Source organism: Pseudomonas sp. MIL19 (assembly GCF_028680365.1).
Taxonomy (GTDB): domain Bacteria; phylum Pseudomonadota; class Gammaproteobacteria; order Pseudomonadales; family Pseudomonadaceae; genus Aquipseudomonas; species Aquipseudomonas spirodelae.
Window position 1 is genome coordinate 19,382 of record NZ_JAPPVG010000019.1, and the last position, 16,014, is coordinate 35,395.

16 protein-coding genes and 1 tRNA gene are annotated in these 16,014 nt (G+C 60.1%); 6 read left to right on the top strand and 11 right to left on the bottom strand.

The genetic code is table 11. From position 1 onward, the window contains the following. Positions 1–45 precede the first annotated feature (45 nt). Positions 46–852 (bottom strand): MOSC domain-containing protein, encoded by an 807-nt coding sequence (locus N1078_RS13205; RefSeq protein ID WP_274088633.1) that lies wholly within the window; start codon positions 850–852, stop codon positions 46–48. Here N1078_RS13205 and N1078_RS13210 point away from each other — a divergent pair. After that, on the top strand, positions 851–1,330 hold the full coding sequence (locus N1078_RS13210) for a DUF1499 domain-containing protein (RefSeq protein WP_274088634.1): 480 nt from the start codon (positions 851–853) through the stop codon (positions 1,328–1,330). The genes N1078_RS13205 and N1078_RS13210 overlap by 2 nt on opposite strands. Before the next feature lie 29 nt (positions 1,331–1,359). On the opposite strand, the gene N1078_RS13215 is transcribed toward N1078_RS13210, so the two are convergent. After that, the gene (locus N1078_RS13215) at positions 1,360–2,295 is read right to left on the bottom strand and encodes a chemotaxis protein (protein ID WP_274088635.1); all 936 of its coding nucleotides are present in this window, start codon (positions 2,293–2,295) and stop codon (positions 1,360–1,362) included. Between the two features lie 140 nt (positions 2,296–2,435). Continuing rightward, positions 2,436–3,332 (bottom strand): lipid kinase YegS, encoded by an 897-nt coding sequence (yegS, locus tag N1078_RS13220; protein ID WP_274088636.1) that lies wholly within the window; start codon positions 3,330–3,332, stop codon positions 2,436–2,438. A 218-nt stretch (positions 3,333–3,550) separates the two neighbouring features. Between yegS and N1078_RS13225 the strand changes: the two genes are divergently transcribed. Continuing rightward, entirely contained in the window at positions 3,551–4,249 is a 699-nt protein-coding gene (locus N1078_RS13225; RefSeq protein WP_274088637.1) for a pirin family protein, read from the top strand. A 120-nt stretch (positions 4,250–4,369) separates the two neighbouring features. On the opposite strand, the gene N1078_RS13230 is transcribed toward N1078_RS13225, so the two are convergent. The 3 genes from N1078_RS13230 to N1078_RS13240 form a co-directional block, all read right to left on the bottom strand. Beyond that, complete coding sequence (locus N1078_RS13230; RefSeq protein WP_274088638.1) at positions 4,370–5,929, bottom strand: FGGY-family carbohydrate kinase; 1,560 nt, start codon at positions 5,927–5,929, stop codon at positions 4,370–4,372. A gap of 86 nt (positions 5,930–6,015) precedes the next feature. Further along, entirely contained in the window at positions 6,016–7,602 is a 1,587-nt protein-coding gene (locus tag N1078_RS13235; protein WP_443218113.1) for an FAD-dependent oxidoreductase, read from the bottom strand. After that, positions 7,602–9,197, bottom strand: a complete 1,596-nt coding sequence (locus N1078_RS13240) for an FAD-binding oxidoreductase (protein ID WP_274088640.1) — start codon at positions 9,195–9,197, stop codon at positions 7,602–7,604. The genes N1078_RS13235 and N1078_RS13240 overlap by 1 nt, the downstream gene beginning before the upstream one ends. A 139-nt stretch (positions 9,198–9,336) precedes the next feature. Here N1078_RS13240 and gliR point away from each other — a divergent pair, with 139 nt between their 5' ends. Next, positions 9,337–10,359 (top strand): AraC family transcriptional regulator GliR, encoded by a 1,023-nt coding sequence (gene gliR / locus N1078_RS13245; RefSeq protein ID WP_274088641.1) that lies wholly within the window; start codon positions 9,337–9,339, stop codon positions 10,357–10,359. Positions 10,360–10,629: 270 nt separating this feature from the next. Here the strand turns inward: gliR and N1078_RS13250 are convergent, their stop codons facing one another. After that, on the bottom strand, positions 10,630–11,844 hold the full coding sequence (locus N1078_RS13250; RefSeq protein ID WP_274088642.1) for a molybdopterin molybdotransferase MoeA: 1,215 nt from the start codon (positions 11,842–11,844) through the stop codon (positions 10,630–10,632). Then, complete coding sequence (moaB, locus tag N1078_RS13255) at positions 11,841–12,380, bottom strand: molybdenum cofactor biosynthesis protein B (protein WP_274088643.1); 540 nt, start codon at positions 12,378–12,380, stop codon at positions 11,841–11,843. Before moaB ends, N1078_RS13250 begins: the two co-directional genes overlap by 4 nt. 67 nt (positions 12,381–12,447) lie before the next feature. Between moaB and mobA the strand changes: the two genes are divergently transcribed. The 3 genes from mobA to N1078_RS13270 all read left to right on the top strand — a co-directional run bounded on the left by mobA (position 12,448) and on the right by N1078_RS13270 (position 13,546). Continuing rightward, on the top strand, positions 12,448–13,032 hold the full coding sequence (gene mobA, locus N1078_RS13260; protein ID WP_274088644.1) for a molybdenum cofactor guanylyltransferase MobA: 585 nt from the start codon (positions 12,448–12,450) through the stop codon (positions 13,030–13,032). A 74-nt stretch (positions 13,033–13,106) separates the two neighbouring features. Continuing rightward, positions 13,107–13,328, top strand: coding sequence for a YgdI/YgdR family lipoprotein (locus N1078_RS13265; RefSeq protein ID WP_274088645.1), 222 nt, complete (start codon positions 13,107–13,109; stop codon positions 13,326–13,328). A 141-nt stretch (positions 13,329–13,469) separates the two neighbouring features. Next, positions 13,470–13,546: transfer RNA gene (locus N1078_RS13270), tRNA-Pro, on the top strand. Positions 13,547–13,635: 89 nt separating this feature from the next. On the opposite strand, the gene N1078_RS13275 is transcribed toward N1078_RS13270, so the two are convergent. From N1078_RS13275 to N1078_RS13285, 3 genes are read right to left on the bottom strand one after another with little or no spacing between them, the layout of a single operon-like run. Next, positions 13,636–14,517 carry a chemotaxis protein CheV gene (locus tag N1078_RS13275; protein ID WP_274088646.1) on the bottom strand — a complete coding sequence of 294 codons (882 nt, stop codon included), beginning with the start codon at positions 14,515–14,517 and terminating at the stop codon, positions 13,636–13,638. A 49-nt stretch (positions 14,518–14,566) separates the two neighbouring features. Further along, a complete protein-coding gene (locus N1078_RS13280) occupies positions 14,567–14,809 on the bottom strand; it encodes a glutaredoxin family protein (RefSeq protein ID WP_274088647.1) in 243 nt (80 codons plus the stop codon). 47 nt (positions 14,810–14,856) lie between these two features. Further along, the gene (locus tag N1078_RS13285; RefSeq protein WP_274088648.1) at positions 14,857–16,011 is read right to left on the bottom strand and encodes a DUF5610 domain-containing protein; all 1,155 of its coding nucleotides are present in this window, start codon (positions 16,009–16,011) and stop codon (positions 14,857–14,859) included. Between the last annotated feature and the right edge of the window lie 3 nt (positions 16,012–16,014).

Sequence of the window (16,014 nt, forward strand, 5' to 3'; positions counted from 1 at the left end):
TCATCCTGCACGCTCAACAGCACCTGTTGAGCGTGCATTGCCGCCCTACTCCAACACCTGAACCGGCATATCCAACCGCAAATAGCCCTCGCCGCAGGCGATCAGGTTCTGTCCGAAAAACACCTCACCATTACGCTCACGGTAAGTTTTCAGCGTGGTCAGCGGCTCACGGTCTGCGCTGCGCTTGCCGGTTTGTGGGTCGAGGGTGGTCATGATGCAGCGTGAGCAGCCCTTGACCACGCGAAACTCCAACTCGCCAATACGAATCCGCTTCCAGCTGTCCTCGGCATAAGCCGCGCTGCCACTGACCACCAGGTTGGGACGAAAACGCAGCATCGGTAACGGCCGGCCAACCCTCGCCGAGAGGTCATCCAGCGACGCTTGGCCGATCAGCAGCAAAGGAAAGCCATCGGCAAACGCCACCTTGTCACCCGCCTCGGCATAAGCCGTATCAACCTGCCGTGCACGCGGCTCTGATACTTGCACCAGCCGGCAGGCACGCCCCAACCACTCGCTCAGCCACTGTGCAGCCGCATCACCGGCATCTGGCACCTGCAGGCTGTCACGCCAGATCGTCACAGCGCGCAGCGACGCCTGCTCATCCGGCACCACCACCTGTAGATCGCTCATACCTGGCGCACTTAGCTGCAGCTGCGTGCTCCCCAGCCAACGCGCCTGCAGCTGCGTCATCTGCGCCAGCAAACGCTGGGTAAGGAAGCGCCCCGTTTGCGTATCGACTACCATCCAGCGTCGGTCACCCTGCACGCCCAAGGTGTCCAGCTCCGTTTCGCGCAGGGCTTCACCCATCGCTGATTTCAGTGGATAGCGGTACAACCCGGAGAGATGCAACATGAACCCAACTTCCTTTTGGCAAAATGCACTTATACGAGTAAGCCGCCGCACCTACAAGCCTGCCCTGGCGCTGTCATTTGCCACGTTGCTAAGCGCCTGCAGCGGCAGCCCGCCGGACAACCTAGGCATCCAAAATGGTCGTTTGGCCGCCTGCCCAGATTCACCAAACTGCGTAAACAGCCAGGCCAGCGATGCCCAACACGCCATCAAACCACTGCCCCTGCAGGGCTCACCCGAGCAAACCCAAGCACGCCTTAAAGCCCTGATCAGCAATGAACCGCGGGCGCTTCTGGTGGATGAAGCACCGGGGTATTTGCGCGCAGAATTCAGCAGCAAGCTGATGCGCTTTGTGGATGATGTGGAGTTTATGGTCGGCGCAACTGCGGTGGATGTGCGCTCGGCGTCACGCCTGGGCTATGCGGACTTTGACGTTAACCGCGAGCGCATTGAGCAACTGCGCCAGCGCCTGAGCGAATAGCCCAGACCTGACGCAAACGCAGGGCCTAGCTAGTCAGCCGACTGCAGAAGTGCCAAGCGGTCGCACACGACATCCACCAACTTGTCCGGCTGGAATTTAGACAGGAAGTTGTCGCAGCCGACCTTCTTCACCATGGCCTCGTTGAAGCTGCCGGACAACGATGTGTGCAACGCCACGTACAAATTCTTGAGGCGCGGGTCGTTGCGGATTTCCGTGGTCAGGCGGTAGCCATCCATCTCTGGCATTTCCGCATCGGTAATCACCATCAGCAGCTTTTCGTGCACATCAATGCCCGCATCCGCCCAACTCTTCAGCAAGTTCAAGGCGCGCAGACCATCACTGGCGCAATGGCAGCGAATATCCAGCTGCGCCATGGTGCCTTTGAGTTGGGTAATTGCGACGTTCGAGTCGTCCACCAACAACACTTCGCGACCACGCGCATGCTCAAGCAGCGGAGAGGCAAGCTTCTCCGGCGAAACCTTGGTGCTCATAGGGGTAATTTCTGACAGTACTTTTTCCACGTCGATAACTTCAACAATCTGGTCTTCGACTTTGGTGATCGCCGTCAGATAATGCTGTCGTCCTGCACCACCTGGTGGCGGCAAGATGGACTCCCAGTTGAGGTTGAGGATGCGCTCGACACCGCCGACCAAGAAAGCCTGCACCGAGCGGTTGTATTCCGTAACGATAATGGTGCTGCGCTCATCCGGCACAATGGGGCGCATGCCGATGGCCTGGGACAAATCGATCACCGGCAGGGTCTGCCCACGCAAGTTGACCACCCCGCAGACAAATCGATGACGCTGCGGCATCAACGTCAGTTTGGGCATCTGCAGCACTTCCTGCACCTTGAACACGTTGATTGCAAACAGTTGCCGGCCAACCAGGCGGAACATCAGAATTTCCAGGCGATTCTCGCCCACCAGCTGGGTACGTTGGTTCACTGAGTCGAGAATACCGGCCATCATGCGCTCCTGTTCACTGATCGATTTAGCCTAGTTCAAATGGCCATGCCCTAGTGTATCGGCTATAGGCCGCCCATCTAAAGGCAGATAACGAAGCGCATCGTGCAACAAGGGCCTCGCAAAGGCCCATCAGGGACAAGCTAGGCCTGCAACAGCGGCGAACCTGCCGGTAAATGCACCCGTAAAGCGGCCGGCAGGGCAACAAAGCGTAATTGACGACTTCCCATCGGCTCCCCGTCCAGATTGAGATCAAGGCCTTGCGGGGCATCCACCTCTAACCAAGCCAGCCGCGCACTGAGGGCCACACTCTGCAAGCCATTGATGCCGCCCGACAATAGCGTGCCCAGGGTGCCGACCACATCAGCTGCTGCCGGCACAATGCACACATCCAGCAGGCCATCATTAACCCGCGCCTGCGGACACAACACATGCCCACCGCCAGCCTGCCGACCATTGCCAATACCGAGGGCGATAAACTCACCTTCCCACTGAAAATCTGGCCCGGAAAAGCGACCAAACGACGACTCTACCTCGGCAAAGCGGCTCAACCCTGTCAGCAAGTAAGCGGCCCCACCCAAGACACGCTTAAGCTCTTCCGAGGTGTTGGCGGTGACGCTGGAACCAAAACCGCCCGTGGCCATGTTGAGGAACACCTGGCCGTCGACTTCACCCAAGTCAATCGGCTGCGCCGGCTCATCCAGCAAGGCCAGCGCTGCCATGGGCGCCAGCGGCACCCCGGCGGCATGAGCAAAATCATTGGCGGTGCCCAATGGCAGTAACACCAGGCTGGCGTTGGTTTTAGCGTGCGCCATGGCTTCGGCCACATCACGCAGGGTGCCGTCACCACCACCGGCGACCAGCGTTGGGTAACCCGCCTGCAACGCTTCGCGCACCATGCGCTGCGCATCACCGGCCTCCCAGGTGACGCGCACGTCCAGCTGCCAACCCTCTTTACGGCGTGCCTGCACGGCCGCTCTCACTTCGGTATTGAGCGCTTGCTTGCCATGCAGAATTAACAGTGCTTTACGTTCCTGCATTAGCGGCTTCCTTTTCACGCCTTAGACAAATACTCAGCACAGCCATTTGATACTGGATCCGCCAGGATGTGGCAAACCGAAGCTTATAAAAACATCAAAAATAACGATTATTAAGCTCAATATTTAAGCATTTTTAATCGTATTGATTTATTGGATCATCTATCCATTGCCCACGAACACCGCAGCAAGCGCCGGTGCTCATTCATGAGGATATGCAGATGATCGAAGTACGCCCCTTCGCCAAACTCGGTGGTGCCCATCACGGCTGGCTTAATGCCCGTCATCACTTTTCCTTTGCCGAATACTATGACCCGACGCGCATGAGCTGGGGCCCGCTGCGGGTGTGGAACGATGATGAAATCGCGCCGCAGACGGGTTTTCCAACCCATCCGCACCGCGATATGGAAATCATCACCTATGTACGCCAAGGCGCCATCACCCACAAAGATAATCTGGGTAACCATGGCCGTACCGAAGCCGGTGATGTGCAGGTGATGAGCGCCGGCACCGGGATTGCACACAGCGAATACAACCTGGAAGACACCACAACCAAAATCTTCCAGATCTGGATTCAGCCCAACCAATCAGGTCTACCGCCATCCTGGGGGGCCAAGCCATTCCCTAAAGGCGAGCGCGCCGGTGCCTTTGTCACCCTGGCCAGCGGCTTTGCCGAAGATCAGGACGCGCTGTCGATCCGTACTAACGCGCGTATGGCAGCAGCCACCCTGCAAGCCGGCCAAAGCACCGAGTACCCGATTGGTGCAGCGCGCCGGGCATATTTGATGGCCGCCAGCGGCAGTATCGAGGTTAACGGCGTCAGCGCTCAGGCCCGTGATGGCGTCGCCGTCAGCGATGTCGAGGTGATCCGGGTAACGGCTATCGAGGATAGCGAAATCATCTTGGTGGATGTGGCGTGACCGCAGTGCTGGCTTAGCCCCAAGGATGGGGAGAGCCGCGCTGGTTAGTCGAAGGCATAACCCATCGCTATGCCGATGGGTATCGCTGCGCTCAACCCATCCTACAAGCCAAGCAGCCTTTCAAGCCGGGTAACCGGTGATTTTGCGGATGGTCTGGTACAGCGGCTTAAGCTGCTTGTACATGCGCTGATAAACCTGGGTGTAGAGCTGCTGATAGGTGCGCTGCGCCTCAGGATTAGGCTCGAACACCTGGCCAACTCGGGTCATGGCGGCAATCGCCGTGGGGTAATCAGGGTGCAGGCCCAGCCCTACTGCACAGTTGATCGCTGCGCCCAGGCCGCTGGTTTCGTAAAGGTGTGGGCGCTCGGCTGGCAGACCGAAGATATCGGCGGTCAGCTGCATGGCTGCATCGCTTTGCGAACCGCCACCGGAAACCCGTAGGCGAGTGATGCGAGTACCCGAACGCTTCTCGATTTTCTCCTTGCCCTGACGCAGGGCATACGCCAGCCCTTCGAGAATCGCCCGGTAGATGTGGGCACGGGTGTGCACGTCACCAAAGCCGATGATCGAACCCTTGGCCTCCAGCCCCGGTTCACGAATGCCAGGCGACCAATACGGCTGCAGCATCAGGCCCATGGAGCCAGCCGGTACGCTGTTAACCAACTCATCGAACAACGCCTCAGGCTCGACGCCTAGCGCCTTGGCGCGCTGCATCTCGCGCAGGCCGAACTCCTGTTTGAACCAACTGACCATCCAGAAGCCGCGATAGATCATCACCTCGGTATTGAAGTGATCGGGAATCGCTGAAGGGTACGGTGGAATCAGCGGTACAGTTTCCAGGTAGCGGCTGCGCGTGGTGTTGATCGTTGCCGTGGTGCCGTAGGACAAGCAGGCGGTGGACGGTTCGACACCGCCCGCACCGAGCACTTCACAGGCCTTGTCCGCACCGGCAGCGATCAGCGGCAGGCCTTCGGGAATCCCGGTATGCCGGCTGGCCTCGGCGCTGATATGGCCGAGCAGTTCACCAGGCTTGCACAGCTCCGGCAACTGCTCACGGCGTACCGGCATGGCCTGCCACTTCCAGTCACTGTCTTTAGCCCATTGCAGACGTTTGTAATCAAACGGCAGGTAGGCGACGCAGCTGGTTAACGAGTCAACAAAACGCCCGCACAGCCGATGGGTGAGAAAGCCGGAGAGCAACAGCACTTTGTGGGTTTTGGCCCAGATTTCTGGCTGGTTCTGCGCGATCCAGTTAACTTCGGCCTGGGCACGAAAGTGATCCACCGTGCCCTGCACGCCAGCCAGCTTGAACAGCCAGCCCCACGGTCCCTTGATCGGCTCACGCACCTCGGCCTGACGCTGATCCAGCCAGAGCATTGCCGGACGTAGCGGCTGGCCTTGCTCATCAACATTGATCAGGGTGCCGCGCTGGGTGGTCAGCGATACGCCACGGATGTGACTACGGTCAATATCCACCTGCCGCCACAACTGCGCGCAGGCCTGGCCCAGGCTGGCCCAGTAATACTCGGGGTCCTGTTCGGCCCAACCAGGCTGCTTGGAGTAATAGGCCTCCAGCTCTACCTTGCCCTTGGCGAGTAGGTTGCCCTGAAGATCGAACAGCAGCGCCCGGATGCTCTGGGTGCCGTTATCGATGGCCAACAGGTAGCTTTTGTCGCTCAAGACGCACTCCTTCTTGTTATTGCCGATGGGTATCGCTGCGTTCGACCCATCCTACTGTCGAACGCGGGCTATACAGCTGGGGCGCATCATTGCGGTCTCGGCAGGCTGTAACACTGCTGCCACAACGCCAGGTAATCCGTTTCTTCCCGCTGCCAGCGCGCGTCATCCCAGCCCAACCGCGCCTGGCACAACGCACGGATACGCGGCAGTTCGGCAGCAGCGCCCTGGGCCAGCAGCAGGCCCAGGCGGGTGCGGCGTAGCAGCAGATCGTCCAAATGCAGCACCAACTCCTGCTCGGCGGCCCACGCCAGTTCGGCCCATAAGGTGTCCGTACCGACTACCGGCTCTATGCCTAGCTCGTCGATCAGCGCCAGCAATGGTGGCAGCGCCCGACCATAACGGCCGATCAGGCGCTTCTGCTGAGCCGGGCTTAGCGTTGGCATCGGCGGGCTGGACAGCGCTGCAAAGGTCGCCGCGCCATGGTCGTCGACCGTGCGGCCGACCATCGACGCGCAAGCCTGCAGCACCTCCAGCGCCAGCAGGCGAAAGGTGGTCAGCTTGCCGCCGGCCAGGGTCACGCAGCCAGGCTCAACCCAGAGTGCGTGTTCGCGCTTTTCATCCGAGGGTTTGCGTCCTAGTTCACCATCGCTGACCACCGGGCGCACGCCGGCCCATGTCGACAGCACATCGGCCGCACCTATCCCGGCTGCGGGAAACTGCTGAGCGCAGGCATCGAGCAGATAAGTGACTTCGTCCGGGCTGATCCGTGCTTCTTCAGCCAACGATGCCGTGTGATCCAGATCGGTGGTACCGATCACCGTCGCGCCTTCCCAAGGGAAGACAAACACCGGGCGATTGTCAGACGCGTGCATGAAGCTAAAGGCATGCGCCACCGGCAGACGCCAGGCCGGCAGCAGCAGGTGGCTGCCGCGCAGTGGGCGGATATGCTCCAACCCGGTCTTCTGCAGTAACTGATCAGCCCAAGCGCCGGTGGCCTGCGCCATAGCACGGGACTTAAAGCTGTAGCGCAAGCCGGTCTCGCTGTCTTCGGCGAGCAGGCCGGTGACCTGCCCATTCTCACGCAGCAGCTCAACCACACGCATGCCGTTGAGCGCTTCGCCGCCCTCGGCACGGGCCTCACCGAGCACCCGCTGCACCAGGCGTGCATCGTCGGTCACTGCATCGAAAAATCGTGTGCCGCCGAGCAAGCCGTCCTCCTTGATGCCAGGTGCCAGGTAGCGCAGCTGCTGCAGCGGGTAATACAAGTGGTTGCGCTTGCCGGCCAGGGCGTCATACACCGCCAGCAGGCCACCGAAGACGCGCGGGCCGGGAAAGCCACCCTGGTAATGCGCCATGATAAAACTCAAGGGGTCGACCAACCCCGGCGCTTCTTGCAGCAAACGCTGGCGCTCACGCACCGAGTCACAGGTCAGGCCAAACTGGCCCTTGGCGATATAACGCAGGCCACCGTGCACCATCTTCGAGGAGCGGCTGGAGGTGCCCCAGGCGAAGTCGCGCTGCTCCAGCAGCAGGCATTTCCAGCCACGCCGCGCTGCTTCACGCAGAATCCCAGCACCACTGATACCGCCGCCCACGACGATCAAATCCCAGTCGCGTGCGGCCAGTTCAGGCAGCGCCTGTTCGCGCCAGGCGGCGTTCCACTGAGTCATCATCAATCCTGAATCAGCACGCCAGGAGCCAAGCGCCGTTCAGGGTCGAAGTGCACGGCCAGGCTCTTGAGCGCGGCCATGCCCAGCTCGCCCTTCTCCACCGGCAGGTAAGGCGCGTGATCGCGACCGACACCGTGCTGATGGCTGATGGTGCCGCGGTTCTCGGCGATGGTCAGGCTGGCGGCGTGCTTGAGCTTCTGCCAGCGCGCCATGGCCTCGGCGTAGTCACTGCCGGGGCGGAACACATAAGTGGTGTAGATGCTCGAGCCTTCGTTGTAGACGTGGGACAGGTGAGTAAACACGTGTACCTGCTCGCCCTCCTCGCTCAAGCCGCTGCGCAAACTGGTTTCGAGCTTGTTCAGCAGGCTGTCGACGTTGCTCCAGTCGGTGGCGGTTTCCAGGGTGTCCACCGCGTAACCGGCGGCCCACAGGCCATGGCGCAGATAGGGGAAACGGAAGCGGTTTTCTGCCCATTTTTTACCGAGCAGAGTGCCGGTAAAGATGCCACCAAAGCCTTTGAGCAGCTTCTTTGCCTGCTTTAGCGAAGCGGCATTCTGCGTGCGGCTGCCGGTGACGCCAAAGGTCAGCATGCACTTGCCCTCACGGGCGCCGCGCAGGGCCAAGTATTTCTCCAGCCAGGCGATCTGCTGCGGATGGCCGGCCAGGGCCAGCTGGGTTTTGGTTTCGATGGCGTTGGACAAGCGCAGCATCGACAGCGGCACCCGTGCCTGAGCCAGGCTGCGAATGGCGCTCAGCGCCTGCTGCCAGTTGGGCAGGAAGACTGCGTAGAAATTTTCTTGATCGGCCAAGCGGGTGATGCGTACCTTGACCTCGGAAATAATGCCGAAGCGCCCTTCCGAGCCCATCAAGATTTCGCGCAGATCAGGCCCGGCCGCAGATGCCGGGAAGGTCGGAATCTCCAGGGTACCGGCGAAGGTTTCGACCTTGCCGCCGGCAAACAGCTGCTCGATACGCCCGTAGCGCAGCGACTGCTGACCACTGGAACGGCTGGCGACCCAGCCGCCGAGGGTCGACAGCTCCCAGGACTGCGGGAAATGGCCAAGGGTGTAACCCTGGGCGCGCAACTGGCTTTCCACTTGCGGGCCATTGGCGCCGGGGCCGAAGGTAGCGATCAGGCTGTCGTGATCGATTTCAATCAGTTTGCCCATGCGCTCAAGCGACAGGGTCAGCACCGGTTTGCTGCCAGCCTGCGGGTTGATATGCCCAGCCACCGAGGTGCCGCCGCCATAGGGAATCACGATCAGGTCCTGCTGGCTGGCCCAAGCCAGTAGCTCACGAATCTGTGCGGCGCTCTCCGGGTAGGCCACGCCGTCGGGGAACACGCCAAAATCACCCGAGCGCATGGCCAGCCAATCCGGCAGGCTCTGGCCACGAGCGTGGCGCACGCGGTCTTCGGCATTAAGGCAGATCAGCGGATGGGCTTGCAGACGCGAAGCCGGAACCTTCGCCAGCACCTGCTCCAGGCTGGCATCAGCAAGCTGCTGGCCAGGCCCGACCAGTTCAGCCAGAAAAGCCTCGCCATGAGCCGGCAGTTCCACCACTGTTGCTTCATCACCCCAGCCGTTCCAACGTCGCATCTGTGTCTCCCGGATATTTCAGTCACCCTCGATGGCTGCCTATACTAGCTGGCCGCTTCAAAGCGTCACTGTCGTATCGAGCCAGGCGATATCGCCAATCAAGACATTTAGAAAATGCTCTCAGAATAAGAACAGGCCCATGGAAAACCTCGGCTACACCTCTGTCCCCTCCCTGCTCAAGTACCTGCGCCATGCCGAGCAGCTGGGGCTGGACATCGATCAAGCGCTGATGGCGGCCGGCATCAAGGCCGAGGACCTGGCCGACAACGGCAAGCGCATCCCCAGCGAAACCCACGAACGCCTACTCGCGCATTTGCTGCGCGTGTCCGGCGACCCACTGTTCGGCCTGCATTGCGCACGCTTTGTGCAGCCCGGCTCCTGGAGCGTGTTGGGCTATATCACCATGAACTGCGCGACCCTCGGTGAGGCCATGAGCCGCATCGTGCCTTATGAAAAACTGGTGGGCGATATGGGCGTCAGCCGGGTCGAGGCCGGTGCAGACCACGTTCGCCTGATCTGGACCTGCCGTCATCAGGCTGAGCCGATCCGCCGGCACATGGTGGAGAACGTACTGGCTTCGTGGTTGCTGTATGCGCGCTGGATCTCCGACTCAGATAGCTCGCCGCGGGAGGTTTGGTTCGAGCACGCCCTACCTGAAGGCGTCGATATTGCCGAGTACCAGACGATTTTCGGCTGCCCGATTCGCTTCGAGCAAAGCTGCAATGCGCTGCTCGTGCCGCTGGAATACCTTGCTGTGCCGCTGCGCCAGGCCGACGCTAACCTGTTGCGCACCCTGGAAGAACATGCCCTGACCCTGATGGCTGGACTAGACGACAACGAGCCGCTGCCGCAACGAGTGAAAAACGCCCTACGCCTGCTGCTCAAGGATGGTCTGCCGCGCAAGGAACGCGTGGCGGAGAAATTCAACATGACGGTGCGCACCCTGCAGCGCCACTTGCAACTGGCCGGCACCAGCTACCAACAGATTCTCGATGAGCTGCGCCAGGAGTTGGCCGAGCATTACCTGTTGCGCAGCGACCTGGCGATACAGGACATCGCCAGCTACCTGGGCTTTACCGAGTCGCGTTCATTCCACCGCAGCTTCAAGACCTGGACCGGCCAGACGCCGGGCGAATTTCGCGAAAGCCAGCGCAATCGTTAACGCCATGCGCGTTTGCATTGATGCATTGGTGGATGGGTAAAGCGTCATCCACCCTACATCAGCACTTGCAGTGTGCCGGCGGGAAGCCCCGCGTACTTGACCGTAGGGTGGATGACGCTGTTTTCATCCACCACAAGGCCGCTGTAAGTGAGGCGCTTAAGTGAAGCGCCATCCACCCTACTCCCCTGTCGTGTACCGCGTGGAAAACGCAGCCGACTCGACCGTAGGGTGGATGACGCTTTTTTCATCCACCATAAAGCCAGCCTGGCCCTACCCAAGAATCTCGCTAAGCGGAATAAACCTCAGGCTGTCACCCTCGCTCAAGGTGGTGTTCTCCAACACCTCAGCAAAACCCTCGGCCCACGCGGCGCTGCGCAGCACACCGGAACTCTGATTCGGGTAAGGCACCACCCGGCCGTTTTCCAGACGTGCACGCAGGTATTCGCGTCGGTTGCCTGGCTTGCTCCAGGTGAAGCCCGCCGGCATCGGAAAGCCCAGCGGCTCGACCCGCTGCACGCCCAGACGGCGCAGCAAATAAGGCCGCGCGAGCAAACCGAAGGTCACCAGAGCCGAAGCCGGATTACCCGGCAGGCCGATTACTGGTACGCCACGGAACTGCCCGCAAGTCAGCGGTTTACCCGGTTTGATTGCCAGCTTCCACAGCGCCAGCTCGCCCTCTTCACGCAAGGCCATACCGAGGAAATCCGCCTCGCCCACCGACACACCACCGGTGGAAAGAATCAGGTCAACATCACTTAGCGCACCCAACGCCGAGCGAGTCCGCTCCAGGTCATCAAGCAAAATGCCGCCATCTACCACCTCGCAGCCCAGGCGCTGCAACCAGGCGATCAGTAAACGCCGGTTGCTGTTGTAGATCTGCCCGGGGCCAAGCGGCTGACCAGGTTCAACCAGCTCATCGCCGGTGGACAACACGGCCACGCGCGGCCGACGACGCACCGTCAATTTGGCGCAACCCAAGGACGCAGCCAGCCCCAGCTCAATCGGGCCTAGACGCGTGCCTGCGGGTAGAACGCTATCGCCAACACGGGTTTCCTGGCCCTGAGCGCGCACATTCTGCCCGAGTTTTAGTGGCTCGCTAAAAGCAACGCGGCCATCCTCGCCGAGCACGGCGTTTTCCTGCATCTCCACGGTATCGGCGCCGGCTGGTAGAGGCGCCCCGGTAAAGATTCGTGCGCAGGTTCCCGGCTGCAAAGGCGCAGGTGCACTGCCGGCCTGGATACGTTGGCTGACGACCAGAGGTTCGTCATTCCAGTCGGCCAAGCGCAGGGCGTAGCCGTCCATGGCGCTGTTGTCCCAGGGCGGCAGATCAAGCGGAGCAAGCAACGGTTCGGCCAATACCCGGCCAGCGGCATCGCTCAGATTGACCTGTTCAGTTTCAACAATCGCACTGACCTCAGCCTGCGCCAGCAAACGCGCCAGCGCCGCCTCAACGGGCATCAATCCCGGCTTGTCACAGCCGCTCATCCACGGCTCTCGCAAGCGGCCACTGACTTGAGGTGCGGGACGAAATTGCATGGGCGGTGACGGTTATCCAGCTGCTCGCCGAGGATGCCGTCCCAGGCAGTACGGCAGGCGTTGGTCGAGCCCGGCAGGCAGCAGACCAAGGTGCCGTTGGCCAGACCAGCCAGAGCGCGGGACTGAATGGTCGACGTACCAATATCAGGCACAGAAATTTGCCGAAACAGCTCACCAAACCCATCGACCTGTTTGTCCAGCAAACAGCTCACGGCCTCCGGAGTGCTGTCGCGGCCGGTAAAGCCGGTGCCGCCGGTAATCAACACCACCTGTACCTGATCTTCGGCAATCCAGGTCGCCACTTGTGCACGAATTTTGTACAGATCGTCTTTGAGCAGAACCCGTGCGGCGAGCTGGTGGCCGGCAGCCTGCAGGCGGTCAACAAACAGCTGGCCGGAGGTGTCGGTGTCCAGGCTGCGGGTGTCACTGACGGTCAACACAGCGATATTCAAGGGCACGAAATGTGCCTCGGCCTTGTGGTTCATGGCAGGCTTCCAGTTATGGGCAATAATGCTCGCCGTTATATCACAGGCCCGTTTCCGGAGACGCCATATGCCCACTGCTATCACCCTTCCTGCCTGCTCCGTGCTGCTGCTCTCGGGCGGGCGCGGGCAACGTATGGGCGGCCAGGACAAGGGTCTGCTCGACTGGCAAGGCCGGCCGCTGATTGCCTGGCTGCACGAACTGGTTCGCCCCCTGACCGACGATCTGATCATTTCCTGCAATCGCAACAGCGAGCAATATGCACATTTCGCAGATCGCCTGGTGGCCGATGATGAGGCTGACTTCCAGGGCCCCCTGGCGGGCATCAGAGCCGGTCTGCGCGTAGCCTTGCATACGCATCTGCTGATCCTGCCGTGCGATGCCCCGCAACTCGACAGGCCGCTGCTGGTTGAGCTCTTACGCCAGGCTGGCGAGCGCGCCGTGGTGATCCGCCAGGGGGATTTTCTTGAGCCGCTATTCAGCGTCATTCCCACCGCACTACGTCCCAGCCTGGAGTTGGCCTGGCAAGCCGGTGAGCGCAGCCCACAGCGCTGGCTGCGCAGCCTTGATCCCCTGACCTTAGAACTCCCGCAGGGCGACCCGCGCCTGGCCAACTTCAATACGCCAGAATTACTCAGCGCGGCGCGCTCTTAACGGGAAGAAGGGAACTTGCCTGGCGAAGTCTCGTCACAAGCTGGGTAAAACATCTATCAATTAAGGAGATCTCCATGACCCAGCGGATTATTCCAACAATGCTGCTTACCTTGGGCCTGGTCGCGCTGACAGGCTGCGCATCCCCCACCGTGATTACCCTCAACGATGGCCGTGAAATCCAGACCATCGATGAGCCGAGTTTTGACGAGGATTCGGGCTTCTATGAGTTCGAACAACTCGACGGCAAACGCGCCAAGGTCAACAAGGATCAAGTGCGCACCGTCAAAGAGCTGTAAGTTCATACCCCAGGCGTCGTCAGAAACTTATTACCCGACGCCTGGATTGTTTCAGGCGCAGCTAAAGAGCGCTGGACGATAGAAAAAATTAAAACCTAAGCCCTTGTGCGGTAGAACTTTTTCAGTAAAATTTTGCCCATTCGGAGTGTAGCGCAGCTTGGTAGCGCGTCTCGTTCGGGACGAGAAGGTCGCAGGTTCGAATCCTGTCTCTCCGACCAAATTCTGGTTTAACTGCCCTGACCAGCGCAGATAAAACCCACAAAAAGCCCGCTCAATGCGGGCTTTTTTGTGGGTATCGAAAAGCCTATTACAGGCTATCGAACGCGCGCACCAATGCCTTACTCAGATCGACGATGGAGAACTTGGTCAACACGTCATTGGCACCGACTGCCTTGGCTTTTTCAGTGTTCATGGTGCTGTCGAGCGAGGTGTGCAGCAGCACATAGATCTGCCCGATATCTGGTTTTTTACGCAGGGTACGAACCAGGTCGTAGCCGTCCATTTCTGGCATTTCGATATCTGAAACCAACACCTCGATGGGCTCCCCAGCATCAAACTGCTTCTGCAGCAGTTCAAGCGCGTCGGCAGCGCTGCGGACCATCTGGCAATCCAGCTCCAGTTTGCGCAGGGTAATCATGGTCTGGTGCAACGCGACGTGGGAGTCATCCACGACTAGCACGCGACGGCCCTTGAGCAGTGCGCGCTCACGCTCTGACAACAGTTGCTCGTCCAACTCATCGACAATCATCGGTGCAAGCTCATGCAGCACTTTTTCGATATCTAGAATCTGCACAATCTTGCCGTCGATCTGCGTCACCCCAGTGATAAACGCCTTGCTGCCGGAACCTGCCGGCGGTGGACGCACATCGCGGGTGGAACACTGAACAATGCGTTCCACGCTCTGCACATGCAGGCCCTGCCGTGAACGGCTGAGTTCAGTAACGATCAGACAACCGTCATTGCTCCCAGGAACCCCTTGCTCGCCGATGGCCTTGGCCAGGTCGATTACCGTCAACGCAGACCCGCGCAGGGTGGTGACACCACGCACATGCGGGTGGCGGCTGGGCAACTTGGTCAGCGCGGGGCATGGAATAATTTCCTGAACCTTGAGCAGGTTGATCCCCAGCAAACGGCCGCTGTGCAATCGGAACAGCAGCAGCGACAAGGCGTCGCCATGCACCATGCTCATCAATATTTTTCCTTGAATAAATCAGTGACCAGCACGCAGCGCACAGATATCAGGCGCTGCGTAGAAATTCGACAATGTGTTCAGCTTCGAATGGCCAGTTCAACTCGGCCCCGGTATCGCAGCGACGTAACACCGGGATACGAAGCGCATAATCCTCGACCAGGTATTCATGCTCAGCAATGTCGACCAACTCGACCAACAGACCATGCTCGACAAATGGCATCAATAAGGCTTCTGCTACCTCACAAAGGTGGCAGCCGAGCGTTCCAAACAGTTGGCATTCCGGGAGCATCTACGCACCTCCGACGACTGGACGTGCAGTTTAGCACTGCCCATCACTCAGGCGTCGGTGCCCTTGGCGCTGTCCAGGCCCAGGTTACCTAGGTTTTGCAAACCATCGAGCAAGCGGCTATTGAGCTGCGCGGCCTTGTCCAGCCGACCGCTGTCAAAACGCTCGTCCAGCGAGAAACCGCCTTTGAGCAGATCCAGCAGGCTGCTCTTACCGGTGCCCGCTTCAACCACCTGATTGACGTTGCGCAATGCTTCGAGCAGGCCCTGGGCGTAGTCGATTAGCGAATTATTCACCGCGCTGGCGGCCTGCCCTGCGTCTTGCGCCACGGCGCTGTAGGCATCAGTCGCTTGGCGCACAGTGGTTTGCGTCAGACGCAGAGACATCGACGCCAACTGCTCACCGTCCATCTCCAGCGCCATGGCGCGATCGAAAGCACCGCTCAGATCACCGGAATAGAACTTGTTGGACAGCTCCTGCACTTGGCCGAAGAGTTTTTCCAGTGCGGCACGCTCCTGATCATCCAGCTCGCCTTCAACACTGACCTGCCAGCCACCCATCTGCAGGCTGCCCGATTGGCTGCTGGCGACCACAGAGCTGCCATTGCCATTGCTGCTGGCGACAACGCCACTTTGCGACCAGTTAGCCGATGCTTGAGCGATGGATATACGCAGGCGATCGCCATCACGGGTGGTCACCGACATCTCGAACGTTTCTGCCTGGGCGGCAAAGCGCTCGCTATAGGCCGCAATGCTGCTTGAGCCCTCAGCTAATGCGGCATCGGGGCTGAAACGCTTGCTCAGGTCACTGAAGCCGTCCTGAATCTTTTGGTAAGTGTCGTCAATATCGCTCGCCACCTTGCCTTGCAGCACGCCCATGCCGTCGAGAATCTTGCGCGCTTCGCCAAAGCCTTTCTCAATACCCTCGCGGGCTTGGTCGAGGAGCTTTTGCAGTTTGCCGGTGTCGGCGCCTGCCGCTTGCTCGCTTTGCAGGCGCTGCTCGATAAACCCAAGAATGCGCCCGGCGACTTTGTCCGGGCTGTAGTCATTGGCCTTGCCGGCCAGAGCACCAGGCTCAAGGCCAAGGCGTTCGGCCAGACGATTGGCCAGCGTTGCCTGCGCGTCAGCAGCATTACGCGCACCTGACTGTGCAGTGGAGAAAGATGGGCGCGAGGCAGAGGATAAGTTTGCGGCCAGAGGGTTCATGGC